We start from the raw sequence: 19052 nt of genomic DNA on the forward strand, positions 1-19052 counted from the left end.
ACACCCTTGTCCAGCGTTCGTTGCCCCAGGCAGGGCCTCCAGCATCCTGGCCGGCCCGTGGGCTGGAGCCGGGCGGGAGCCATCCCGCCCGGCTCGACTGCCTCCGGCGGCGCCGCCGCCGGAAAGGTGGATCAGTGCTGGTAGGTGGTGATGTCCCTGTCCTTGGTTTCCTTCAGGAAGAGCGCGCCGATCACCACGGTCATCAGGGCCACGACGACGGGATACCAGAGCCCGAAGTAGATGTTGCCTTTCAGGGCCACGATGGCCGTCGCGATGAGCGGCAGCATGCCGCCAAACCAGCCGTTGCCGATGTGATAGGGCAGCGACATGGAGGTGTAGCGGATGTTGGTGGGGAAGAGCTCCACCAGGAAGGCTGCGATAGGCCCGTACACCATCGTCACGTAGATGAGGAAGATGAACAGGATCAGCAGGGTCATGGGGTAGTTGACCTTGGACTTGTCGGCCTCCTTGGGATAGCCGAGGTCGTTCAGGGCCTTCTTGAGGGCGCCTTCCGAAGCCGCATTCCAACCCTCCACGCGGGTGGTGGTGACTTCGCCGGTGGTGGCGTTCCTGCCCTGGATCGTGGCGACCACCATCTTGCCGGCCTCAGGCGCCACCTTGGTGAAGTTGAGGCCCTGCTTGCCGAAGAAGTCGTTCACGCGATCCAGCTCCGTGAACTTGCTCCAGGGGCCGACAAAGAGGTTGAAGGTCTCGTCCTTGGGGTTGCCGGCCACGGTGATCACCGTGCTGTTCTGGAAGGTCTCCAGGGCGGGGTTCACGTAGTGGGTCAGCTGCTTGAACAGGGGGAAGAAGGTGACCGCGGCGATGAGGCAGCCGGCCAGGATGATCTTGAGGCGGCCGATCTTGTCCGACAGCCAGCCGAAGAAGATGAAGAAGGGCGTGCCCAGCAGCAGGGAGGCGCCGATGAGCATGTAGGTGGTCTGGTAGTCCAGCTTCAGCGTGATCTGCATGAAGAAGAGCGCGTAGAACTGGCCCGTGTACCACACCACGCCCTGGCCCGCGGTGGCGCCGAGGAGGGCGAGCAGCGCGTACTTGTTGTTGGGGTACTTCAGGAAGCTGTCGGAGAGGGGGGCCTTGGAGGTCTTGCCCTCGGCCTTCATCTTGGTGAAGATCGGGGACTCGTGCAGCTTCAGGCGGATCCAGACGGACACGCCGAGCAGGATGATGGACACCAGGAAGGGAATGCGCCAGCCCCAGTTCGCGAAGGCCTCCTTGGTCATGCCGCCGCGGCAGGCCATGATGATGCCGAGGCAGAGGAAGAAGCCCACGGTGGCCGTGGTCTGGATCCAGCTGGTGTTGTAGCCGCGCCGGTCGTGCGCGGAGTGTTCCGCCACGTAGGTGGCCGCACCACCGTACTCACCGCCCAGGGCCAGGCCCTGCAGGAGGCGCAGCGTCACCATGATGATGGGTGCCAGCCAGCCCACGGATTCGAAGGTCGGCAGGAGGCCGACTCCGAAGGTGGAGAGGCCCATGACCATGATGGTCACGAGGAACGTGTACTTGCGGCCGATGAGGTCGCCGATGCGGCCGAACACCAGGGCGCCGAAGGGCCGGACCAGGAAGCCCGCCGCGTAGGCCGCGAAGGCGGACAGCAGGGCGGCCGTGTCGTTCCCCTTGGGGAAGAAGAGGTGCGCGAAGAAGGGCGCCAGGGTGGCGTACAGGTAGAAGTCATACCACTCGAACACCGTGCCCACGGACGAGGCGATGATCACCATCCGTTCTTCTTTGGTGAGTGGGGTCTTGGTGGCGATTTGTTCGGTTGCGATTGCCATGTCGTGTTGCCTCCTTGAAGTTCCTTCGGTTGAACCTGGCGTTCAGTGAGCCTTCGTTGGTCAAGCCGGATGGCGCATCAGATACGAAACCCTGGAGATCCCCCTCGAAAGGCCGGCCGGAACCGGAGCGGTTGTGATGGGTCGCGCCTGGATCACTCCAGGCCGGAACGCGATGGAACGTTATAGAGGTTCGCGGTGGGCACGCCCCGCGAAACGGATTGGGATGGATGGACTGTCCCCTAGCTAACGCGCTCCTTTCCTCCGGGTCAAGCGACTCCGTGGGGAATCGGTCACAATTTCGGGCCTCGAAAACCACCTGTAAATCCTTATTTAAAATGACCATGCGATCATCTTAAATAGATGCCCGGAATAGCGTCTATGTGGGAGCTCCGGCTCCCGCCCACCGCCGGTTGGCAAATCCTGACTGTCAACCCGCTGGCGGCCGTCGCCCAGAGTGGAGGCTGCCCCCGCCCTTGAGGCGGAGCCCCTATCATGGTCCCGGATCCCCCCTTCCGGACACGCCCATGCGCCTCGCCCTCCTGGCCGACATCCACGCCAACCGGCTCGCGCTGGAGGCCTGCCTGGACCACGCCCGGAGCCAGGGGGCGGACCGCCTGGTGTTCCTGGGCGACTACGTGGGCTACGGCGCCCAGCCCGCGGAGGTGCTGGACCGGATCATGGCCGAGACCGCCCGGGGCGCCCTTGCGGTGGTGGGGAATCACGACCGGGCCGTGGCCGATGTCCGGGATGCCATGGCCCCGGACGCCGAGACCGCCATGGCCTGGACCCGCGGCCAGCTCGGGCCCGAGGCCCGCGACTTCCTGGCCAGCCTGCCGCTCCGCTTCGAGGACGGGCCCCGCCTGTACGTGCATGCCAGCCCCCAGACCTACCCGCCCTGGATCTACATCCGCGAGGGACGCGACGCGCGGCGCGCCCTGGAGGCCAGCCGGGCCCAGACCGTCTTCTGCGGCCACACGCACATTCCGGCCCTGCATGGCCTCACCGCCACGGGGCAGCTGGTCTCCTTCCAGCCCGTCCCCTCGGTGCCCGTACCCCTGCCCCCCCACCGCCGCTGGCTGACGGTGGTGGGCGCCGTGGGCCAGTCCCGCGACGGCAATCCCGCCGCGGCGTATGCTCTGCTGGACACCGCCGCCTCCGAGATCACCCACTTCCGGGTGCCCTACGATGTCCAGGCGGCGGCGGCGGCCGTCCTGGAGGCCGGCCTTCCCCCGGCCCTGGCGGCCCGGCTCCGGAAAGGGCTCTGAGCATGTGGAAGACGTCGATCGCACCCGGCCTGGACCTCGACGGCTTCCTCGTGGGGGAGCGGATCCACCAGGGGGGCATGGCCTCGCTCTGGGCGGCCTCCCATCCCGATGTCCCGTTCCCCCTGCTGGTGAAGGCGCCCACGCTGGCCGAGGGGACGGATCCCGCCGCCATCGTCGGGTTCGAGATGGAGCAGATGATCCTTCCGCGGCTGGCAGGGGCCCATGTGCCGAAGTTCATCGCCCAGGGTTCCACGGGCTTCCAGCCCTACCTGGTCATGGAGCGGATTCCCGGGACCTCCCTCCTGTCCAGGCTGGCGGAGCTGCCCCTGCCCTGGGCCGAGGTGGCCACCCTGGGTGCCCGCATCGCCACGGCGCTGGACGACCTCCACCGCCAGCACGTGGTCCACCTGGACGTGAAACCCTCCAACCTCCTCACGCGGCCCACGGGCGAGATGGTGCTGGTGGACTTCGGCCTCTCCCACCACGACGAGCTGCCAGACCTCATGGGCGAGGAGTTCCGCCTCCCCTACGGCACGGCGCCCTACATGGCCCCGGAGCAGGTCCTGGGCTTCAGGCGGGATCCCCGGAGCGACCAGTTCGCCCTGGGCGTGCTCCTGTACTTCTTCGGCACCGGTGTGCGCCCCTTCGGCGATCCCCAGCGCCTGGCGGGCCTGAAGCGGAGAATCTGGCGGGACCCGGTGCCGCCCCGCCGGCTCCGGCCGGACTGCCCCCCCTGGCTCCAGGAGATCATCCTCCGGTGCCTGGAAGTGCACCCGGCCTGGCGCTATCCCACGGCCGCCCACCTGGCCCTGGCCCTGCGGCATCCCGACCAGGTGAAGCTGACGGCCCGGGCGGAGAAGCTGGAGCAGGACCCCTTCACCACGGTGCTCCGGCGCCGCTTCGCGGATCGGGAGCTCACCATCCCCAAGGGCAAGTCCCCGGCGCGCCATGACGGGGACGCCCCCATCCTCGTGGTGGCCGTGGACCTCTCGCCGGAGGCGGCCCCCATCGCGGACCTGCTCCGCAGCATGGTGGCCCACATGCTCCCGGCCCTTCCGGGGGCGCGGGTGGCCTGTCTGAACGTGTTCAAGCTCGGGCGCATCACCCTGGACCAGACTGTGGACGACCAGGGGCGGAACGTCCACCTCCAGCGGCTGGTGGAGCTGCGCCACTGGGCCGAGCCCCTGGCCCTGGAGGAGGGACGGATCAGCTTCCACGTGCTGCAGTCCCCGGACCCCGCCGGGGCCATCCTGCAGTACGTGAGCGCCAACCACGTGGACCACGTGGTGATCGGGGCCCGGGCCAGCTCCCTGCGCCGGACGCTGCTGGGGAGCGTGTCCAGCCAGGTGGCCGCCCAGGCGCCCTGCACGGTGACCGTGGTGCGGGCCCGCCGCCTGCGGAAGTCGGACTTCAAGGACGAGCCCGAGGACAACCCGGAGAGCACCTGGACGGTAGGCTGAGCGCGGACATGGAAACGCCCCGGCGGACCGGGGCGTTTCCAGTGGTGCGGCGGAATCCTACTCGGCGTCCTCGGCCTTGGGCTCGGGGAGGGTGTAGTCCACGAACTCGATGAGGGCCATGTCGGCCGCGTCGCCGAGGCGGTGGGCCATCTTGAGGATGCGGGTGTAGCCGCCGGGACGGCTCTCGAAGCGCTTGCGGAAGTCGGCGCCGAAGAGCTTCTGCACGGCGTCCTTGCTTCCCAGGCGGGCCATCGCCAGGCGGCGGTTGGCGACCGAATCGGTCTTCGCGAGGGTGATGAAGGGTTCCACGAAGCTGCGGAGCTCCTTGGCCTTCACCAGGGTGGTCTCGATGCGCTCGCTCTGGATCAGAGCGGTCGCCAGGTTCTTCATGAGGGCCTTGCGCTGGTTGGTGGTGCGGCCCAGGCGCTTGCCGGTGACGTTGTGACGCATGGGGGCTCCTTACACTTCCTGCTCGAGCCGCATCCCGAGGGAGAGACCGATGCGAGCGAGCTCGTCCTTGATCTCCTGGAGCGACTTCTTGCCGAAGTTCTTGGTTTTCATCAGCTCGGCCTCGGTCCGCTGGACCAGCTCGCCGATGGTGGTGATGTTGGCGTTGCGGAGGCAGTTGTTGGCCCGCACGGAGAGTTCGAGCTCCTCGACGGACTTGCCCAGCCAGGTGTTGGCGGCCTCGGCACCCAGGGTCGCGGAGCCCATCTCCATCTCGGTGAAGTCCTCGTCCTGGCGGGCGAACACGAGGAAGTGGTCGCGCAGGATGAGGGCCGCGTCGGAGACGGCCTCCTTGGGGTTGACGGCGCCGTTGGTCCACACCTGGAGCGTGAGCTTCTCGTAGTCCGTGCTCTGGCCCACGCGGGCGGGTTCGACGATGTAGTTCACGCGGATGATGGGGCTGTGGTTCGCATCCATGGGGATGAAACCGAGGCCCAGGCTCTCGTCGTGGTTGTGGTCCGCGGTCACGAAGCCGCGGCCCAGGCGCACCACCATCTCGATCTCCAGCTCGCCCTCTTCGCCCAGGGTGGCGATGTGGATGTTGGGATCCACGACCTCCACGTTCTGGTTGCAGCGGATGGCGGCCGAAGTCACCGTGCCCTCGCCCTTGGCGGAGATGGTCACCGTCTGGGGCTCAGTGCTGTGCAGCTTGAAGGGCACTTCCTTGAGGTTCAGGAGGACGTGGGTGATGTCCTCCCAGACACCCGGAAGGGTGGTGAACTCGTGCATGACGCCCTTGATGCGGACGTTGGTGACCGCCGCGCCCTGGATGCTGCTGAGCAGCACCCGGCGAAGGCTGTGCCCCACGGTCGTGGCGAAGCCGCGCTCGAAGGGGTAGGCCACGAACTCGCCGTAGGAGTCCGTGAGAGAGCCCGGGGTCACTTCCGCGAACCTGGGCCTCTGGAAATCGCTGAGATTCAGCATCTTCCCCCCTTACTTGGAATACAGTTCAACGATCAGCTGCTCGTTGATGTCCAGGGTGATGTCCTCGCGGGTCGGCGCGGCGAGCACCTGGCCCTTGAAGGCGGCGGCATCGAGGGACAGCCACTTGGGAATGCCGCGGCCGGCGGAGGTCTCGACGGAGGTCTTGACGCCGTCGTTCTCCTTGGCGCGCTTGCCCAGCTCCACCGCCTGGCCAGGCTTCACCTGGAAGGAGGGGATGTCCACCCGCTTGCCGTTGACCAGCACGTGGCCGTGCATGACCATCTGGCGCGCGGCGGTGCGGCTGGGCGCGAAGCCCAGGCGGTAGACCACGTTGTCCAGGCGGCTCTCGAGGAAGCCCAGCAGGTTGTGGCCGGTGACGCCCTTCTTGGCGTCGGCCTTCTCGAAGTAGTGGCGGAACTGCTTCTCGAGCACACCGTAGATGCGCTTCACCTTCTGCTTCTCGCGGAGCTGCAGGGCGTAGCCGGTGGGCTTCTTGATCTTCCCCGCGCCGTGCTGGCCGGGGATCTTGCCCTTGCGGGTCTCGAAGGAGCACTTCTCCTTGAAGCAGCGCTCGCCCTTGAGATAGAGCTTCATGCCCTCGCGGCGGCAGAGGCGGCAAACGGCGTCTGTGTAACGTGCCATGTCTCTCCTCCTCTCTTAAACCCGGCGCCGCTTGGGCGGCCGGCAGCCGTTGTGGGGGATGGGGGTGACGTCGCGGATGCTGGTCACCTGGATGCCGGCGGCGTTGAGGGCGCGGATGGCGCTCTCACGGCCCGCACCGGGGCCCTTGACGCGGACGTCCACGGAACGGACGCCCTGCTCCTTGGCGGCCTCGGCGCAGACGCCGGCGGCCACCTGGGCAGCGAAGGGCGTGCCCTTGCGGGTGCCGCGGAAGTTCTGGTTGCCGCTGGAAGCCCAGCAGAGCATGTTCCCCATCGGATCGGAGATGGAGATGATCGTGTTGTTGAAGGACGCCTGGACGTGAGCCACGCCGTGGGGGACGTTCTTCTTTTCCTTCTTCTTGACCACCTTCTTGCCGGCGGTCCGGGTCTGGGTCTTTGCCATGGTCTCCTCGCCTTACTTCTTCTTGCCGGCCACGGTCCGCCGCTTGCCCTTACGGGTGCGGGCGTTCGTGTGCGTGCGCTGGCCGCGGACGGGCAGGCCCTTGCGGTGGCGCAGGCCGCGGTAGCAGCCGATGTCCATGAGCCGCTTGATGTCGAGGGCGATGTTCTTGCGGAGGTCGCCCTCCACGGTCTCCTCGGCGGTGATGACGCGGCGGATGCGGCCGACCTCGTCCTCGGTCAGATCGCGGACCTTGGTGCCGAAGTCCACCTTCGCGCGGGTCAGGATGCTGTGCGCCTTGGCGCGGCCGATGCCGTAGATGTAGGTGAGCGCGATCTCGATGCGCTTGCCGATGGGCAGATCAATGCCAGCGATGCGTGCCATCGTGTCTCCTTAACCCTGACGCTGCTTGTGCTTCGGGTTCTTCTTGCAGATGACCCGGTTGATGCCTTCGCGGCGCACCACTTTACAGTGCTCGCAGAGCTTCTTGATGGAGGGCCGGACTTTCATGGTTTCCTCTCGTTTCGGTTACTTGAATCGGTAGATGATGCGGCCGCGGGTCAGGTCGTAGGGCGTGACCTCGACGAGGACCCTGTCGCCGGGAAGGATGCGGATGAAGTTCTTGCGCATCTTCCCGCTGATGTGCGCCAGCACCTGGTGCTTGTTTTCCAGTTCGACCCGGAAGACGGCGTTCGGCAAGGCCTCGACCACTGTGGCTTCTAGCTCAATGGCTTCTTCTTTGCTCAAGCGCGCTCTCCGAAGACGTGACGCAGCGATTCAAACACCAGCTCCGGGGCGCGATTGCCATCCACGCTCCGGAAGGTCGGCCGATGCTTGTAGAAGCCGAGGAGGGGCTGGAAGGTCGAGTGGAACTCGCCCATCCGGCTCCGGAAGGCTTCAGCGGTGTCGTCGGAGCGGTGCTTCAGGGGACTTCCGCACAGATCGCAGACACCGGCCTGCTTGGGGGGCTTGGATTCCAGGTGGTAGATGGCGCCGCAGGCATTGTTGCTGCAGACACGCCGGCCCACCACGCGGGCCTCCAGCACCTCCTGGGGGACATCGACCAGCACCACGTGACCCGTCTTCATGCCCTTGGAGGAGAGGAAGTCTTCCAGGGCCTGAGCTTGCTGAAGGGTTCGTGGGTAGCCGTCGAACAGCACGTCGGAGGTCTCGTCCAGCAGCCGCGCGAAGACAAGGCCATTGACGGTGTCGTCGTCCACCAGTTTTCCCTCGGCCATGATGGCTTTCGCCCTCAGGCCGATCTCCGTCCCTTTCGAGACGGCATCTCTCAGAATGTCACCGGTTGAGAGGTGAGTCAAAGAGAATGTTTCCACCAGGCGCTTGGCCTGGGTGCCCTTCCCGGAGCCGGGGGCCCCGAGGAGGATGTTCGCGACAAGACTCATGCAGCACCCCCTCGGGTGGAACGGCCGCGGATGCGGCCCTTCTCGAGGAAGCCGTCATAGCGGCGCATGACCAGCAGGCTCTCCAGCTGGGCCGCGCTGTCCATGGCCACGCCCACCACGATCAGCAGGCTGGTGCCGCCGAAGTAGAAGTTGAGGCCCTGGATGTTGTTGGTGATGAGCAGGGGCACCAGGGAGACCAGGGCCAGGTAGATGGCCCCCACGAAGGTCAGCTTGGACAGGATGCTGTCCATGAAGATGCTGGTCTCCTTGCCGGGACGGATGCCGGGGATGTAGCCCCCGGACCGCTTCATGTTCTCGGCGGTCTCATCGGGATTGAAGACGATGCTGGTGTAGAAGAAGGCGAAGAAGATCACCACGCCCACGAAGACGGGGGTGTAGATCCAGAAGTGGGTCTGGGGATTCAGCCAGGAGGCGGCCTTGGCCAGCCATTCCCAGCGGGTGAACTGGGCGATGGTGGCCGGGAAGAAGATCACGGAGCTGGCGAAGATGACGGGCATCACGCCGGCGGTGTTCAGCTTCAGAGGCATGTAGCTGCTGCGCTGGCTGGACATGCCGGCGGAATCCGCCCGGCGCGCGTAGTGGATGGGGATGCGCCGGTAGGCGTTCTCCACCAGCACCACCGCCAGCAGCACCACGGTCATGGCTCCGATGAGCAGGATGAAGATGCCCGGGGGTGGGACGTTCGGGGCATTCGTCAGGGACTGGGTGATCATCACCGTCAGGGTGGTGAGGGCCTGGGGAAGGCCCGCCACGATGCCGGCGAAGATCAGCAGCGAGATGCCGTTGCCGACGCCCCGCTCAGTGATCTGCTCGCCGATCCACATGACGAAGAGGGTGCCCACGGACAGCGTGAAGGCCGCCAGGAACCGGAAGGCCGTCGGCGAGATCGCCGTGGTCACGACCTCCAGCCCGGGCGCGTTCTGGCTCTGGGCCAGGGAGGCGATGCCCATGCCCTGGACGAAGGCCAGCAGCACGGTGAGGTAGCGGGTCCACTGGTTGATCTTCTGCCGGCCGGCCTCGCCTTCCTTCTTCTGGAGGTTCTCCAGGTAGGGCACGACCGCCCCCATCAGCTGCAGCACGATGCTGGCGGTGATGTAGGGCGCGATGCCGAGGGCGAAGACGGAGAACTTCTTGAACGCACCACCGGAGAACAGATCGACGACGTCGAAGAGCCCGCCGCCGCCACGCCGGAGCGCGGCCTGCAGGTTCTCGGCGTTCACCCCGGGCACGCTGACGTGCACCCCCAGCCGGTAGATGGCCAGGAGGAGCAGGGTGAAGAGGAGCCGCTTGCGCAGCTCCGGGATTGCGAAGAGGTTCTTGAGGCGGTTCATCGGCCGTTACTCGGCAGACTTCGCGGAGGGCTCCTGGATGGTGCCGCCCTTGGCCAGGATGGCTTCCCGGGCGCCCTTGGTGATGCGGTCGGCGACGACGTTCACCTTGGTGGTGAGCTCGCCGCTGGCCAGCACCACGATCTTCTCCACGCGGGAGTTGACCAGCTTCTTCTCGCGGAGGGCCTCGAGCGTGACCGTCTCGCCATCCTTGAAGTGGATGGAGATGAGGCTGAGGCTGATCTCCTTGGTTTCGGGAGCGAAGATGTTGGTGAAGCCGCGCTTGGGCAGACGGCGGACCAGAGGCATCTGGCCGCCCTCGAAGCCGCGCTTGCTGCGGTAGCCGGACCGGGACTTCTGGCCCTTCTCGCCGCGGCCGGAGGTCTTGCCGAGGCCGGAGCCCTTGCCGCGGCCCAGGCGCTTGCGGGACTTGGTGGCGCCCTCAGCGGGGCGGAGTTCGTTGAGCTTCATGATCTACCCCTTCACCTGGACGTCGATGAGATGCGGGACGAGTTTGACCATCCCGTGGACGTTGGGGGTGTATTCGCATTCGCGGGTGTCGCCGGGGCGCTTGAGACCGAGGGTCTGCATGAAGGCCCGGTGCTTGGGAGTGGTGCAGATGATGGAGCGCTTGAGGGTCAGCACCACCTGCTTGCCGATGAACTGCGACATGTTAAACCTCCGCCTGGTCCAGGCCCCGGTTGGTCAGGACCGTGTAGGGATCCATGAGGCCCTTCAGCCCCTCGAACGTGGCGCGGACCACGTTGTGGGGGTTGGAGGAGCCCAGGCTCTTCGTCAGCACGTTGTGGACGCCGGCGGCCTCCATGATGGCGCGCACCGCGGCGCCGGCGATCACGCCGGTGCCCTCGGGGGCCGGCTTCAGCAGCACGCTGCCGGAGCCGAAGATGCCGGTCACCGGGTGCGGCAGGCTGCCGTTGGAGGTGACGGGGACCTTGATCATGTTGCGCTTGGCGCTCTCGATGCCCTTCTTGATGGCGGAGGGCACTTCGAGGGCCTTGCCGAGACCGAAGCCGACCTTGCCGTTGCCGTCGCCCACGACCACCAGCGCGGAGAAGGAGAAGTTCTTGCCCCCCTTCACCACCTTGGTGACGCGGCCCACGTAGATGACCTGGTCCTTGAATTCCCCGGCTTCAGGGTTGTTGCGGGTTTCCTTGTTGTCCTTGAGCTCTGCAGTCGCCATGGTGATCCCCTAGAACTGGAGCCCGGCTTCGCGGGCGCTGTCAGCCAGCGCCTTGACGCGGCCGTGATAGACGTAACCGTTCCGGTCGAACACCACTGCGGTGATGCCCTTCTCCTTCAGGCGGGCGGCGATGCTGGCGCCGACGGCCTTGGCGGCTTCGATGTTGGCGCCGTTCTTCAGCGAGGCGCGGAGATCCTTCTCCAGGCTGCTGGCGGAGGCCAGGGTGATGCCCTTCGTGTCGTCCACCGCCTGCACGTAGATGCGCTTCAGGCTCTTGTAGATGGTGAGGCGAGGCCGCTCGGGCGTGCCGCTCACGCGGCCGCGGATGCGGGCCTTGGTCTTGTCGCGTCGAATGTTGATTGAATTCGCCATGGGTTCCCCTTACTTCCCGGTCTTGCCGGCCTTGCGGCGGATGACCTCGCCGGTGTACATGACGCCCTTGCCCTTGTAGGGCTCGGGCTTGCGGAACTTCCGGATGTCGGCGGCGACCTGGCCCACCAGCTGCCGGTCGATGCCGGTCACGACGATGTGGGTGGTCTTCTCGACGGCCATCTGGATGCCCGCGGGGGCCTCGTACTTGATGGGATGGCTGTAGCCGAGCTCGAGGTTGAGCTTGGCGCCCTCCATGGCGGCCTTGTAGCCCACGCCGACGATGTCCAGCTCCTTCTTCCAGCCCTCGGTCACGCCGGTGACGGCGTTGCCCAGGAGGGCGCGGGTCAGGCCGTGGTAGGCACGGGTCTGGGGTTCATCATTGACGCGGGTGAGGTGCACGGAGTCGGCCTGGACATCGAGCGTGATCCCCGCGGGGATCGGGCAGGTGAGCTTGCCCTTGGCGCCCTCGACGACGGCCTCGGACCCGGTGACAGTGACTTTGACGCCCTTGGGCAGTGTCACGGGCTTCTTTCCGATTCGGGACATGGTGGATTCCTTAGATGAGGGCGGAAGCTCCGCCCATTTCAGGATGGGTTACCAGACGTGGGCGAGGATCTCGCCGCCCACATTCTGCTTCTTGGCGTCCTTGCCCGTCAGGAGGCCCTTCGGGGTGGACAGGATGGCGATGCCGAGGCCGCCGTGGACCTCCGGGATCTCCTGCGCGCCGGTGTAGATGCGCAGGCCGGGACGGGACACGCGGCGGAGGCCGTGGATGACGTTTTCCTTATCCTTCACGTACTTCAGGTTGACGATGAGATACACACGGTTCTCATGCTCCACCTGCTTGAAGGAGTGGATGTAGCCCTCCTGCTTCAGGATGCCGCAGAGGCCGGCCTTGATCTTGGAGGCGGGCACCACCACGGCATCGTGACCGGCCATGATGCCGTTGCGGATGCGGGTGAGGTAATCAGCGATGGGATCGGTATGCATGGTCCCCCCTCCTTACCAGCTGGACTTCTGGACGCCCGGCAGCTCGCCGTTGAGGGCGAACTTGCGGAAGCACAGACGGCAGAGTTCAAACTTGCGCATGAAGCCCCGGGGCCGGCCGCAGCACTTGCAGCGGTTGCGGTGCTGGGTCGAGAACTTCGGCTTGCGCGAATCCTTGACGATTTTCGAAATCTTGGCCATCGGTATGATCTCCTTAGCCTATTTGCGGAAGGGCATACCGAGGTGGGTCAGCAGGGCCCGCGCTTCGGCGTCGTTCTTGGCGGTGGTCACGAAGGTGATGTTCATGCCCTTCATCTTCTCGACCTTGGAGTAGTCGATCTCCTGGAAGATCAGCTGGTCCTTGAGGCCCAGGGTGTAGTTGCCGCGGCCGTCGAAGGACTTGGTGGGCACGCCGCGGAAGTCGCGGACGCGGGGCAGGGACAGGGTCACCAGGCGGTCGAAGAACTCCCACATGCGGGGACCGCGCAGGGTCACCATGCAGGCGATGGGCATGCCGGCGCGCAGCTTGAACTGGGCGACGCTCTTCTTGGCCTTGCGCACCACGGCCTTCTGGCCGGCGATGGCGGTCAACTCGTCCACGGCGGTGTCCAGGACCTTGATGTTCTGGATGGCGTCGCCGACGCCCATGTTGATGACGATCTTCTGCAGGCGGGGCACCTGCATGGCGGAGGAGAAGGAGAACTCCTCCTTGAGCTTCGACACCACCTCCTGGTGGTAGCGAGCCTTGACGCGGGGCTCCGCGTGGTCCTGCTTGGCAGTCATGGATGCCTCCATTTCCGTGGGGCGGCTATGCCCCAGGGGTTCGGGAGGGCGGGGGGGCTTGGGACGGCGGTCCGCCCCGTTTCCCCCCAACCTCAGTTGTCATGGCGCGGGATGCGCCGTGGATCTCCACCCCGCGCACGGAGCAGAACGGTTATCTTCCCACAGGAGCGGGAAGACGGAAAGCACGAAACTACGACCTTTTCCGCGTGCCCTTGCCGGTCTTGGCGTCCAGGAGCATGACGTTGGAGGCGTGGATGGGGGCCTCCTTCTCCACGATCCCGCCGCCCTCGCCGGTCTGGGGGTTCGGCTTGGTGGCCTTCTTGATGATGTTGAGGCCGCCCACGACCACGCGGTTGGTGGAGGGGCTGACCTTGGTGACGGTCCCGGTCTTGCCCTTCTCCTTGCCGGCGATGACGACGACCTGGTCGCCCTTCTTGAGCTTCATCTTGGTGGAAGTGGCTTCCATTACAGCACCTCAGGGGCGAGGGAGACGATCTTCATGTACTTCCGCTCGCGCAGTTCGCGGGCCACGGGGCCGAAGACGCGGGTGCCGACGGGCTCGCCATCCTTCTTGATGATGACGGCCGCGTTCTCGTCGAAGCGGATGTAGGAGCCGTCCTTGCGGCGGTAGGCCTTGCGCTGGCGGACGATCACGGCCTGAACGACGGCCTTCTTCTTGACCGTGCCGCCGGGGATCGCTTCCTTGACGGAGGCGGTAATGACGTCCCCGAGCTGCGCGATCTTGCCCACACCGCCGCCCAGGGGCAGGATGCAGCAGATCTTCTTGGCGCCGGAGTTGTCGGCGACGGTGAGCATGGTTCCCATCTGGATCATGTGAGCTCCTTACTCGCCGGCCTTCTGGACGATCTCGAGGACCGTCCAGCGCTTGCGCTTGGACAGGGGGCGGGTCTCCACGATCTTGACCACGTCGCCGATGCCGCAGGCGTTGGTCTCATCGTGGGCCATGAACTTGGCGGTCTGCTTGACCGTGCGGTGGTAGAGGGGATGCTGGAACTTGCGCTCCACCTTCACCACCACGGTCTTGTCGGCCTTGTTGGAGACCACGACGCCGTTGCGAATCATCTTGTTTTCGAGGCTCATGGGATCTCCTAGGCCAGCTTGGTCGCCAGGGCGGTTTTGACGCGGGCGAGCTCACGGCGAGTCTTGCGGATCTCGGCGGTGTTCTCGACCTGGCCCACGGCGTGCTGGAAGCGGAGGGTGAAGCGCTTGGCGGCCAATTCGGCCTCCAGCTGCGCCAGTTCCTCGACGCTCTTGCCGGTCAAATCGGAAAAGGGATTCTTCTTGGTCATGGCGATCACTCCTCCGGCGGCGTGCGGGTGACGATTTCGGACGCCACGGACAACTTCATCTGGGCAAGGCGCAGGGCTTCGCGCGCCACCTCGTCCGTCACCCCCTCCATCTCGAAGAGGATGCGGCCGGGGCGGATCACCGCCACCCAGCCGTCCGGAGCCCCCTTGCCGGAGCCCATGCGGGTCTCCGCGGGCTTCGAGGTGGTGGGGCGGTCCGGGAAGATGCGGATCCAGATCTTGCCGCCGCGCTTGATGTGGCGGGTCATGGCGATACGGGCGGCCTCGATCTCACGGTTCGTGAGCCAGCAGTGCTCGGTCGCCTTGAGGCCGAAGTCGCCGAAGGCGAGATCGTTGCCGCGAGTGGCGACGCCGCGGGTGCGGCCCTTCTGGGTTTTGCGGTTCTTGACCTTCTTGGGCATCAACATGGATTCACCTCAGCGCTTCACGGTCTCGGCAACCTGGTCGCCCAGGTTCACCCAAACCTTGATGCCGATGATCCCGTAGGTCGTGCGGGCCTCGGCGAAACCGTAGTCAACGCCCGCGCGGATGGTCTGCAGGGGCATCTGGCCGGAGAGGTAGTCCTCGGTCCGGGCGATCTCGGCGCCGTTGAGGCGGCCGGAGACCTTGATCTTGAAGCCCTTGGCGCCGAAGCGGATCGCGGCTTCTTCGGCCTTGCGCATGGCGCGGCGGAAGGCGATGCGGCGCTCGAGCTGCTGGGCCACGCCCTCGGCCACCAGCTGGGCATCGACCTCAGGCTTCTTGATCTCCTGGATGTCGACGGACACGGGGCGGTTCAGGCGCTTCTGGAGGTCCTCGCGCAGCTTGTCGATCTCGGCGCCCTTGCGGCCGATGACGATGCCGGGCCGGGCGGTGAAGATGCGCACGGTGACCTTGTCCGCGGCGCGCTCGATGTCGATCTTCGAGATCATCGCGTTGAGGCTGTGCAGCTGCTTCTTCAGTTCGCGGCGCAGCTTGATGTCCTCGTGCAGCAGCGCGGAGTACTCGCGCTTGGAGAACCACTTGCTGTGCCAGTTCTTCTGATGGACGAGGCGGAACCCGTAGGGGTGGACTTTCTGACCCATGACTACTCCTCCCCGGCCGCAGAAAGCTGGATGGTGATGTGGCAGGTGCGCTTCTGGACCCGGTAGGCGCGGCCCATGGGCGCAGGGCGGACGCGCTTCATGCGGAAGCCCTCGTCCACGAAGGCGGTCTTGACCATCAGCTCGTCCGGGTTGACGGACGGGTTCTTGTCGATGGCATTGGCCACGGCGGAATCCAGGAGCTTGCGGATGGGGGCGGCGGCGTACTTCTTGGCCTGGGCGAGCACCCACTGGGCCTCGCCGACATGCTTGCCGCGGATCATGTCCACCACGAGGCGGGCCTTCTGGGCCGAACCGCGCAGGTGGCGAACGGTGGCGCTGGAAACGATCTCAGCCATCGCTACTTCCCCTTCGCCTTGGTGTCGGCCTTGCCAGCGTGACCCTTGAAGGTGCGGGTCAGGGCGAACTCGCCCAGCTTGTGGCCGATCATGTTCTCGGTGACATAGACAGGAATGAACTTGTTGCCGTTGTGCACGGCGAGGGTCAGCCCGATCATCTGCGGGACCACGGTGGAGCGGCGGGACCAGGTCTTGATCACGCGCTTGTCGTTGGCCGCCTGCGCGACTTCCACCTTCTTCTGGAGGTGGGCGTCAATGAACGGGCCTTTTTTCAGGGAACGTGCCATTGTCGGGCCTCCTAGTTGATCCGCTTGACGATGAACTTGTCCGTGCGACGGTTGCCACGGGTCTTGTAGCCACGGGTCGGCTGGCCCCAGGGCGTCACGGGGTGACGGCCGCCGGAGGTGCGGCCCTCGCCGCCACCGTGCGGGTGGTCGACGGGGTTCATGACCACGCCGCGGACGGTCGGGCGGATGCCCTTCCAGCGGGTGCGACCGGCCTTGCCGATCTGCACGTTCTCGTGCTGGAGGTTGCCGACGGTGCCGATGGTGGCGAAGCAGTCCAGGTGGATCTTGCGGATCTCGCCGGAGGGCATGCGGAGCTGGGCGTAGTCGTCTTCCTTGGCCACGAGCTGGGCGAAGGTGCCGGCGGCGCGGGCGATCTGGCCGCCCTTGCCGGGCTTCATCTCAATGTTGTGCACGGTGTTGCCCACGGGGATGTTCCGCAGGGGGAGCGCGTTGCCCACCAGGATGTCGGCGTTCTTGCCGGCCACCACGGTGCGGCCCACCTCGAGGCCGTCGGGGGCCAGGATGTAGCGCTTCTCGCCGTCCGCGTAGACCAGCAGGGCGATGCGGGCGGTGCGGTTGGGGTCGTACTCGATGGTCGCGACCTTCGCCGGCACTTCCAGCTTGTTGCGCTTGAAGTCGATGACGCGGTACTGGCGCTTGTGGCCGCCGCCGATGTGGCGGGTGGTGATCCGGCCGGTGTTGGAGCGGCCGCCAGTGCGGTTCTTCTTGGCAATCAGGGAGCGCTCAGGGCGGTCCGTCGTGATCTCCTCGAAGCCGAACTTGGACATGCCGCGCTGACCGGGGGTCGTGGGCTTGAGCTGCTTGATGCTCATGGTTGTCCTCTTGCCTCAGGGTTGAAAGGGGCGGGCGATAGTGGGCAAAGCTTGTCCGTCCGCCATGGATCGCCTTATTCGGACGCGGGCGCGCCCTCGGCGAGTTCGACATAGGCCTTCTTGCGGGGGCTGGAGGTCCCCACGAAGCGGCCGAGGCGCTTGGTCCGGCTGGGGATCCGCACGGTGCGGACGCTCTTCACCTTGGACTGGAGCAGCAGCTCCACGGCCTCCTGGATCTGGTGCTTGGTGGCCCAGGTGGCCACCTCGAACACCTGGATGTTCTTCTCCCGCAGGATCTGGCCCTTCTCCGTGAGGAGGGGCTTGCGGATCACGTCGAAGATCTTGGTCATGGCTTCACCACCTCCTGGAGGGCCAGGACGGCTTCCTTGGAGAAGATCACCTGGTCGTACTTGAGGAGCTCATAGACGTTCACGCCAAGGCTCTCGACGGTCTGCAGCTTGGGATTGTTGCCGGCGGCCTGGGTGAGCTTCTCGCTGGCCTCGGCGCCCACCAGGAGGGCGGAGCCGGTCACGCCGAGCTTGCCCAGGGTCTGGACGAGGGCCTTGGTCTTGTGGGACTCGACCTCCCAGCTCTCCACCACCATCATCTGGCCGCTGGCCAGCTTGGCGGACAGCGCGTTGCGGAGGGCGGCGCGCCGGGCCTTCTTGGGGAAGGCGTAGTCGTAGGAGCGGGGGTGGGGACCGTGGACCGTGCCGCCGCCCTTCCACAGCGGGCTGCGGATGGAGCCTACGCGGGCGCGGCCGGTGCCCTTCTGCTTCCAGAGCTTCTTGCCGGCGCCGCTGACTTCCCACTTGTCCTTGGTCTTGGCGGTGCCGGAGCGGCGCTTGGCCAGGAAGTGGCGGACCGCCTCCCAGATCAGGTGCTCGTTCAGGTCCTCGAGCTTGAACACCTCGGGCAGGAGGTCGACGGTGCCGACCTGCTTATTGTCGAGGTTGACGACGGGGTGCTGGAACGCTGCCATCCTAGGCCTCCTGCTTGATGACGATGTACCCACCCTTGGGGCCGGGGACGGCGCCCTTGATGAGCAGCAGGTTGTTCTCGGCGTCCACCTTGGCGATCTCCAGGTTGCGCACGGTCACCTGGGCGTCGCCCATGTGGCCGGCCATGCGCATGCCGGGGAACACGCGGCTGGGATAGCTGGACCCGCCGATGGAGCCGGGGGCGCGGTGGAACATGGAGCCGTGGGTCGCGCGGCCGCCGGCGAAATGGTGCCGCTTGATGACGCCGGCGAAGCCCTTGCCCTTGCTGATGCCGGTGACGTTCACCTTGGTCTTGGCCTCGAAGGCCGTGGCCAGGACGCTGTCGCCGGGCTTGGAGGCGTCGGCGGCCTCGACCTTGATCTCGCGCAGCACGCGGACCGGGGCGACGCCCTGCTTCTCGCAGTGGCCCTTCTCAGCCTTGGAGGCGCGCTTGCCACCGTTGGGATCCACGAAGCCGATCTGCACGGCCTCATAGCCGTCCTTGGCGGTGGTCTTGCGCTGGACGACCACGCAGGGGCCGGCCTGGATGACGGTCACGGGAACGATCTGTCCCTGCTCGTTGAAGATCTGGGTCATCCCCAGCTTCTTGCCGATGATTCCTTTGGACATGTCTCTCCCCCTCCCTTACCGGTTGCCCTGGCGGCTGAAGACCTTGATCTCCACGTCGACGCCGGCGGGCAGGTCGAGGCGCATCAGGGTGTCCACGGTGTTCTGGGTCGGGTTCAGGATGTCGAGCAGCCGCTTGTGGGTGCGGATCTCGAACTGGTCCCGGCTCTTCTTGTCCACGTGGGGGGAACGGTTCACGGTGTACTTGTTCGTCCGGGTGGGAAGGGGAATCGGTCCCGCCACCTGGGCGCCCGTGCGCTTGGCGGTGTCCACGATCTCGCGGGTGCTCTGGTCGAGCAGACGGTGGTCGAAGGCACGCAAACGGATGCGGATGTTGTCTTTCATGCTCACTCCATTGGGACGCAGAGCGTCCATAGACGTGGGGCGCTGACCGCCCATGTGGATCCGTCCCGGAAACAGGGACAGGGCTGATCAGCATAACAAAAGCCGCTGGAAACACAACGGCTTTTT

Annotated in this window: 33 protein-coding genes; 2 read left to right on the forward strand and 31 right to left on the reverse strand. The window is 66.0% G+C overall.

The window, feature by feature from the left end; translation table 11 throughout:
- Window positions 1-131: 131 nt before the first annotated feature.
- Complete coding sequence (locus G398_RS0104640; RefSeq protein ID WP_026852726.1) at window positions 132-1793, reverse strand: MFS transporter; 1662 nt, start codon at window positions 1791-1793, stop codon at window positions 132-134.
- A 524-nt stretch (window positions 1794-2317) separates the two neighbouring features.
- Here G398_RS0104640 and G398_RS0104645 point away from each other — a divergent pair.
- Together G398_RS0104645 and G398_RS0104650 are read left to right on the forward strand one after the other, a co-directional pair.
- Window positions 2318-3058 carry a metallophosphoesterase family protein gene (locus G398_RS0104645; RefSeq protein ID WP_026852727.1) on the forward strand — a complete coding sequence of 247 codons (741 nt, stop codon included), beginning with the start codon at window positions 2318-2320 and terminating at the stop codon, window positions 3056-3058.
- 2 nt (window positions 3059-3060) lie between these two features.
- Window positions 3061-4518: a serine/threonine protein kinase gene (locus G398_RS0104650; protein ID WP_026852728.1), complete on the forward strand. Its 1458-nt coding sequence runs from the start codon at window positions 3061-3063 to the stop codon at window positions 4516-4518.
- A gap of 57 nt (window positions 4519-4575) precedes the next feature.
- Here G398_RS0104650 and rplQ read toward each other — a convergent pair whose 3' ends face one another.
- The 30 genes from rplQ to rpsJ form a co-directional block, all read right to left on the reverse strand.
- Complete coding sequence (gene rplQ / locus G398_RS0104655; protein WP_026852729.1) at window positions 4576-4968, reverse strand: 50S ribosomal protein L17; 393 nt, start codon at window positions 4966-4968, stop codon at window positions 4576-4578.
- A gap of 9 nt (window positions 4969-4977) precedes the next feature.
- On the reverse strand, window positions 4978-5949 hold the full coding sequence (locus tag G398_RS16275) for a DNA-directed RNA polymerase subunit alpha (RefSeq protein ID WP_052571446.1): 972 nt from the start codon (window positions 5947-5949) through the stop codon (window positions 4978-4980).
- A 9-nt stretch (window positions 5950-5958) separates the two neighbouring features.
- Window positions 5959-6591, reverse strand: a complete 633-nt coding sequence (gene rpsD, locus G398_RS0104665) for a 30S ribosomal protein S4 (protein WP_026852730.1) — start codon at window positions 6589-6591, stop codon at window positions 5959-5961.
- A gap of 15 nt (window positions 6592-6606) precedes the next feature.
- Window positions 6607-7014, reverse strand: coding sequence for a 30S ribosomal protein S11 (gene rpsK, locus G398_RS0104670; protein WP_026852731.1), 408 nt, complete (start codon window positions 7012-7014; stop codon window positions 6607-6609).
- Between the two features lie 12 nt (window positions 7015-7026).
- A complete protein-coding gene (gene rpsM, locus G398_RS0104675; RefSeq protein WP_026852732.1) occupies window positions 7027-7395 on the reverse strand; it encodes a 30S ribosomal protein S13 in 369 nt (122 codons plus the stop codon).
- Window positions 7396-7404: 9 nt separating this feature from the next.
- On the reverse strand, window positions 7405-7521 hold the full coding sequence (gene rpmJ / locus G398_RS0104680) for a 50S ribosomal protein L36 (RefSeq protein ID WP_026852733.1): 117 nt from the start codon (window positions 7519-7521) through the stop codon (window positions 7405-7407).
- 18 nt (window positions 7522-7539) lie between these two features.
- Entirely contained in the window at window positions 7540-7758 is a 219-nt protein-coding gene (gene infA / locus G398_RS0104685; protein ID WP_026852734.1) for a translation initiation factor IF-1, read from the reverse strand.
- The gene (locus G398_RS0104690; protein WP_026852735.1) at window positions 7755-8414 is read right to left on the reverse strand and encodes an adenylate kinase; all 660 of its coding nucleotides are present in this window, start codon (window positions 8412-8414) and stop codon (window positions 7755-7757) included. Before G398_RS0104690 ends, infA begins: the two co-directional genes overlap by 4 nt.
- Window positions 8411-9766 (reverse strand): preprotein translocase subunit SecY, encoded by a 1356-nt coding sequence (gene secY / locus G398_RS0104695; RefSeq protein WP_026852736.1) that lies wholly within the window; start codon window positions 9764-9766, stop codon window positions 8411-8413. The genes G398_RS0104690 and secY overlap by 4 nt, the downstream gene beginning before the upstream one ends.
- 6 nt (window positions 9767-9772) lie before the next feature.
- On the reverse strand, window positions 9773-10234 hold the full coding sequence (gene rplO / locus G398_RS0104700) for a 50S ribosomal protein L15 (RefSeq protein WP_026852737.1): 462 nt from the start codon (window positions 10232-10234) through the stop codon (window positions 9773-9775).
- Window positions 10235-10237: 3 nt separating this feature from the next.
- Window positions 10238-10435, reverse strand: a complete 198-nt coding sequence (gene rpmD / locus G398_RS0104705) for a 50S ribosomal protein L30 (RefSeq protein ID WP_043483639.1) — start codon at window positions 10433-10435, stop codon at window positions 10238-10240.
- A gap of 1 nt (window position 10436) precedes the next feature.
- Window positions 10437-10964, reverse strand: a complete 528-nt coding sequence (rpsE, locus tag G398_RS0104710; protein ID WP_026852739.1) for a 30S ribosomal protein S5 — start codon at window positions 10962-10964, stop codon at window positions 10437-10439.
- A 9-nt stretch (window positions 10965-10973) separates the two neighbouring features.
- Window positions 10974-11336 carry a 50S ribosomal protein L18 gene (gene rplR, locus G398_RS0104715; RefSeq protein WP_026852740.1) on the reverse strand — a complete coding sequence of 121 codons (363 nt, stop codon included), beginning with the start codon at window positions 11334-11336 and terminating at the stop codon, window positions 10974-10976.
- A 9-nt stretch (window positions 11337-11345) separates the two neighbouring features.
- Window positions 11346-11882, reverse strand: a complete 537-nt coding sequence (rplF, locus tag G398_RS0104720) for a 50S ribosomal protein L6 (protein WP_026852741.1) — start codon at window positions 11880-11882, stop codon at window positions 11346-11348.
- 48 nt (window positions 11883-11930) lie between these two features.
- Window positions 11931-12326 carry a 30S ribosomal protein S8 gene (gene rpsH, locus G398_RS0104725; protein WP_026852742.1) on the reverse strand — a complete coding sequence of 132 codons (396 nt, stop codon included), beginning with the start codon at window positions 12324-12326 and terminating at the stop codon, window positions 11931-11933.
- A 12-nt stretch (window positions 12327-12338) separates the two neighbouring features.
- On the reverse strand, window positions 12339-12524 hold the full coding sequence (locus G398_RS0104730; RefSeq protein WP_026852743.1) for a type Z 30S ribosomal protein S14: 186 nt from the start codon (window positions 12522-12524) through the stop codon (window positions 12339-12341).
- Window positions 12525-12542: 18 nt separating this feature from the next.
- The gene (gene rplE, locus G398_RS0104735; protein ID WP_026852744.1) at window positions 12543-13106 is read right to left on the reverse strand and encodes a 50S ribosomal protein L5; all 564 of its coding nucleotides are present in this window, start codon (window positions 13104-13106) and stop codon (window positions 12543-12545) included.
- Between the two features lie 190 nt (window positions 13107-13296).
- Window positions 13297-13572 (reverse strand): 50S ribosomal protein L24, encoded by a 276-nt coding sequence (gene rplX, locus G398_RS0104740; protein ID WP_026852745.1) that lies wholly within the window; start codon window positions 13570-13572, stop codon window positions 13297-13299.
- Window positions 13572-13940, reverse strand: coding sequence for a 50S ribosomal protein L14 (gene rplN, locus G398_RS0104745; RefSeq protein ID WP_026852746.1), 369 nt, complete (start codon window positions 13938-13940; stop codon window positions 13572-13574). Before rplN ends, rplX begins: the two co-directional genes overlap by 1 nt.
- A gap of 9 nt (window positions 13941-13949) precedes the next feature.
- On the reverse strand, window positions 13950-14207 hold the full coding sequence (rpsQ, locus tag G398_RS0104750) for a 30S ribosomal protein S17 (protein ID WP_026852747.1): 258 nt from the start codon (window positions 14205-14207) through the stop codon (window positions 13950-13952).
- Window positions 14208-14215: 8 nt separating this feature from the next.
- Complete coding sequence (rpmC, locus tag G398_RS0104755) at window positions 14216-14416, reverse strand: 50S ribosomal protein L29 (RefSeq protein ID WP_026852748.1); 201 nt, start codon at window positions 14414-14416, stop codon at window positions 14216-14218.
- Between the two features lie 5 nt (window positions 14417-14421).
- Entirely contained in the window at window positions 14422-14841 is a 420-nt protein-coding gene (gene rplP, locus G398_RS0104760) for a 50S ribosomal protein L16 (RefSeq protein ID WP_026852749.1), read from the reverse strand.
- 9 nt (window positions 14842-14850) lie between these two features.
- Window positions 14851-15498: a 30S ribosomal protein S3 gene (gene rpsC / locus G398_RS0104765; protein ID WP_026852750.1), complete on the reverse strand. Its 648-nt coding sequence runs from the start codon at window positions 15496-15498 to the stop codon at window positions 14851-14853.
- Between the two features lie 2 nt (window positions 15499-15500).
- Window positions 15501-15854, reverse strand: coding sequence for a 50S ribosomal protein L22 (rplV, locus tag G398_RS0104770; RefSeq protein ID WP_043483641.1), 354 nt, complete (start codon window positions 15852-15854; stop codon window positions 15501-15503).
- Window positions 15855-15856: 2 nt separating this feature from the next.
- Window positions 15857-16141 carry a 30S ribosomal protein S19 gene (gene rpsS / locus G398_RS0104775; RefSeq protein ID WP_026852752.1) on the reverse strand — a complete coding sequence of 95 codons (285 nt, stop codon included), beginning with the start codon at window positions 16139-16141 and terminating at the stop codon, window positions 15857-15859.
- An 11-nt stretch (window positions 16142-16152) separates the two neighbouring features.
- Window positions 16153-16974 carry a 50S ribosomal protein L2 gene (gene rplB / locus G398_RS0104780; protein ID WP_026852753.1) on the reverse strand — a complete coding sequence of 274 codons (822 nt, stop codon included), beginning with the start codon at window positions 16972-16974 and terminating at the stop codon, window positions 16153-16155.
- A gap of 74 nt (window positions 16975-17048) precedes the next feature.
- A complete protein-coding gene (locus G398_RS0104785; RefSeq protein WP_026852754.1) occupies window positions 17049-17324 on the reverse strand; it encodes a 50S ribosomal protein L23 in 276 nt (91 codons plus the stop codon).
- Window positions 17321-17956, reverse strand: coding sequence for a 50S ribosomal protein L4 (gene rplD, locus G398_RS0104790; RefSeq protein ID WP_026852755.1), 636 nt, complete (start codon window positions 17954-17956; stop codon window positions 17321-17323). Before rplD ends, G398_RS0104785 begins: the two co-directional genes overlap by 4 nt.
- Before the next feature lies 1 nt (window position 17957).
- Window positions 17958-18584, reverse strand: coding sequence for a 50S ribosomal protein L3 (gene rplC, locus G398_RS0104795; RefSeq protein ID WP_026852756.1), 627 nt, complete (start codon window positions 18582-18584; stop codon window positions 17958-17960).
- A gap of 15 nt (window positions 18585-18599) precedes the next feature.
- On the reverse strand, window positions 18600-18926 hold the full coding sequence (rpsJ, locus tag G398_RS0104800) for a 30S ribosomal protein S10 (RefSeq protein WP_043483643.1): 327 nt from the start codon (window positions 18924-18926) through the stop codon (window positions 18600-18602).
- Window positions 18927-19052 lie beyond the last annotated feature (126 nt).

It is taken from the genome of Geothrix fermentans DSM 14018 (assembly GCF_000428885.1).
Taxonomy (GTDB): Bacteria; Acidobacteriota; Holophagae; order Holophagales; family Holophagaceae; genus Geothrix; species Geothrix fermentans.

What these genes read in the sequence shown, in the direction of transcription:
- G398_RS0104640 (WP_026852726.1), bottom strand. Translation starts at nt 1,793, where the DNA reads ATGGCAATCGCAACCGAACAAATCGCCACCAAGACCCCACTCACCAAA.
- G398_RS0104645 (WP_026852727.1), top strand. Translation starts at nt 2,318, where the DNA reads ATGCGCCTCGCCCTCCTGGCCGACATCCACGCCAACCGGCTCGCGCTG.
- G398_RS0104650 (WP_026852728.1), top strand. Translation starts at nt 3,061, where the DNA reads ATGTGGAAGACGTCGATCGCACCCGGCCTGGACCTCGACGGCTTCCTC.
- rplQ (WP_026852729.1), bottom strand. Translation starts at nt 4,968, where the DNA reads ATGCGTCACAACGTCACCGGCAAGCGCCTGGGCCGCACCACCAACCAG.
- G398_RS16275 (WP_052571446.1), bottom strand. Translation starts at nt 5,949, where the DNA reads ATGCTGAATCTCAGCGATTTCCAGAGGCCCAGGTTCGCGGAAGTGACC.
- rpsD (WP_026852730.1), bottom strand. Translation starts at nt 6,591, where the DNA reads ATGGCACGTTACACAGACGCCGTTTGCCGCCTCTGCCGCCGCGAGGGC.
- rpsK (WP_026852731.1), bottom strand. Translation starts at nt 7,014, where the DNA reads ATGGCAAAGACCCAGACCCGGACCGCCGGCAAGAAGGTGGTCAAGAAG.
- rpsM (WP_026852732.1), bottom strand. Translation starts at nt 7,395, where the DNA reads ATGGCACGCATCGCTGGCATTGATCTGCCCATCGGCAAGCGCATCGAG.
- rpmJ (WP_026852733.1), bottom strand. Translation starts at nt 7,521, where the DNA reads ATGAAAGTCCGGCCCTCCATCAAGAAGCTCTGCGAGCACTGTAAAGTG.
- G398_RS0104690 (WP_026852735.1), bottom strand. Translation starts at nt 8,414, where the DNA reads ATGAGTCTTGTCGCGAACATCCTCCTCGGGGCCCCCGGCTCCGGGAAG.
- secY (WP_026852736.1), bottom strand. Translation starts at nt 9,766, where the DNA reads ATGAACCGCCTCAAGAACCTCTTCGCAATCCCGGAGCTGCGCAAGCGG.
- rplO (WP_026852737.1), bottom strand. Translation starts at nt 10,234, where the DNA reads ATGAAGCTCAACGAACTCCGCCCCGCTGAGGGCGCCACCAAGTCCCGC.
- rpmD (WP_043483639.1), bottom strand. Translation starts at nt 10,435, where the DNA reads ATGTCGCAGTTCATCGGCAAGCAGGTGGTGCTGACCCTCAAGCGCTCC.
- rpsE (WP_026852739.1), bottom strand. Translation starts at nt 10,964, where the DNA reads ATGGCGACTGCAGAGCTCAAGGACAACAAGGAAACCCGCAACAACCCT.
- rplR (WP_026852740.1), bottom strand. Translation starts at nt 11,336, where the DNA reads ATGGCGAATTCAATCAACATTCGACGCGACAAGACCAAGGCCCGCATC.
- rplF (WP_026852741.1), bottom strand. Translation starts at nt 11,882, where the DNA reads ATGTCCCGAATCGGAAAGAAGCCCGTGACACTGCCCAAGGGCGTCAAA.
- rpsH (WP_026852742.1), bottom strand. Translation starts at nt 12,326, where the DNA reads ATGCATACCGATCCCATCGCTGATTACCTCACCCGCATCCGCAACGGC.
- G398_RS0104730 (WP_026852743.1), bottom strand. Translation starts at nt 12,524, where the DNA reads ATGGCCAAGATTTCGAAAATCGTCAAGGATTCGCGCAAGCCGAAGTTC.
- rplE (WP_026852744.1), bottom strand. Translation starts at nt 13,106, where the DNA reads ATGACTGCCAAGCAGGACCACGCGGAGCCCCGCGTCAAGGCTCGCTAC.
- rplX (WP_026852745.1), bottom strand. Translation starts at nt 13,572, where the DNA reads ATGGAAGCCACTTCCACCAAGATGAAGCTCAAGAAGGGCGACCAGGTC.
- rplN (WP_026852746.1), bottom strand. Translation starts at nt 13,940, where the DNA reads ATGATCCAGATGGGAACCATGCTCACCGTCGCCGACAACTCCGGCGCC.
- rpsQ (WP_026852747.1), bottom strand. Translation starts at nt 14,207, where the DNA reads ATGAGCCTCGAAAACAAGATGATTCGCAACGGCGTCGTGGTCTCCAAC.
- rpmC (WP_026852748.1), bottom strand. Translation starts at nt 14,416, where the DNA reads ATGACCAAGAAGAATCCCTTTTCCGATTTGACCGGCAAGAGCGTCGAG.
- rplP (WP_026852749.1), bottom strand. Translation starts at nt 14,841, where the DNA reads ATGTTGATGCCCAAGAAGGTCAAGAACCGCAAAACCCAGAAGGGCCGC.
- rpsC (WP_026852750.1), bottom strand. Translation starts at nt 15,498, where the DNA reads ATGGGTCAGAAAGTCCACCCCTACGGGTTCCGCCTCGTCCATCAGAAG.
- rplV (WP_043483641.1), bottom strand. Translation starts at nt 15,854, where the DNA reads ATGGCTGAGATCGTTTCCAGCGCCACCGTTCGCCACCTGCGCGGTTCG.
- rpsS (WP_026852752.1), bottom strand. Translation starts at nt 16,141, where the DNA reads ATGGCACGTTCCCTGAAAAAAGGCCCGTTCATTGACGCCCACCTCCAG.
- rplB (WP_026852753.1), bottom strand. Translation starts at nt 16,974, where the DNA reads ATGAGCATCAAGCAGCTCAAGCCCACGACCCCCGGTCAGCGCGGCATG.
- G398_RS0104785 (WP_026852754.1), bottom strand. Translation starts at nt 17,324, where the DNA reads ATGACCAAGATCTTCGACGTGATCCGCAAGCCCCTCCTCACGGAGAAG.
- rplD (WP_026852755.1), bottom strand. Translation starts at nt 17,956, where the DNA reads ATGGCAGCGTTCCAGCACCCCGTCGTCAACCTCGACAATAAGCAGGTC.
- rplC (WP_026852756.1), bottom strand. Translation starts at nt 18,584, where the DNA reads ATGTCCAAAGGAATCATCGGCAAGAAGCTGGGGATGACCCAGATCTTC.
- rpsJ (WP_043483643.1), bottom strand. Translation starts at nt 18,926, where the DNA reads ATGAAAGACAACATCCGCATCCGTTTGCGTGCCTTCGACCACCGTCTG.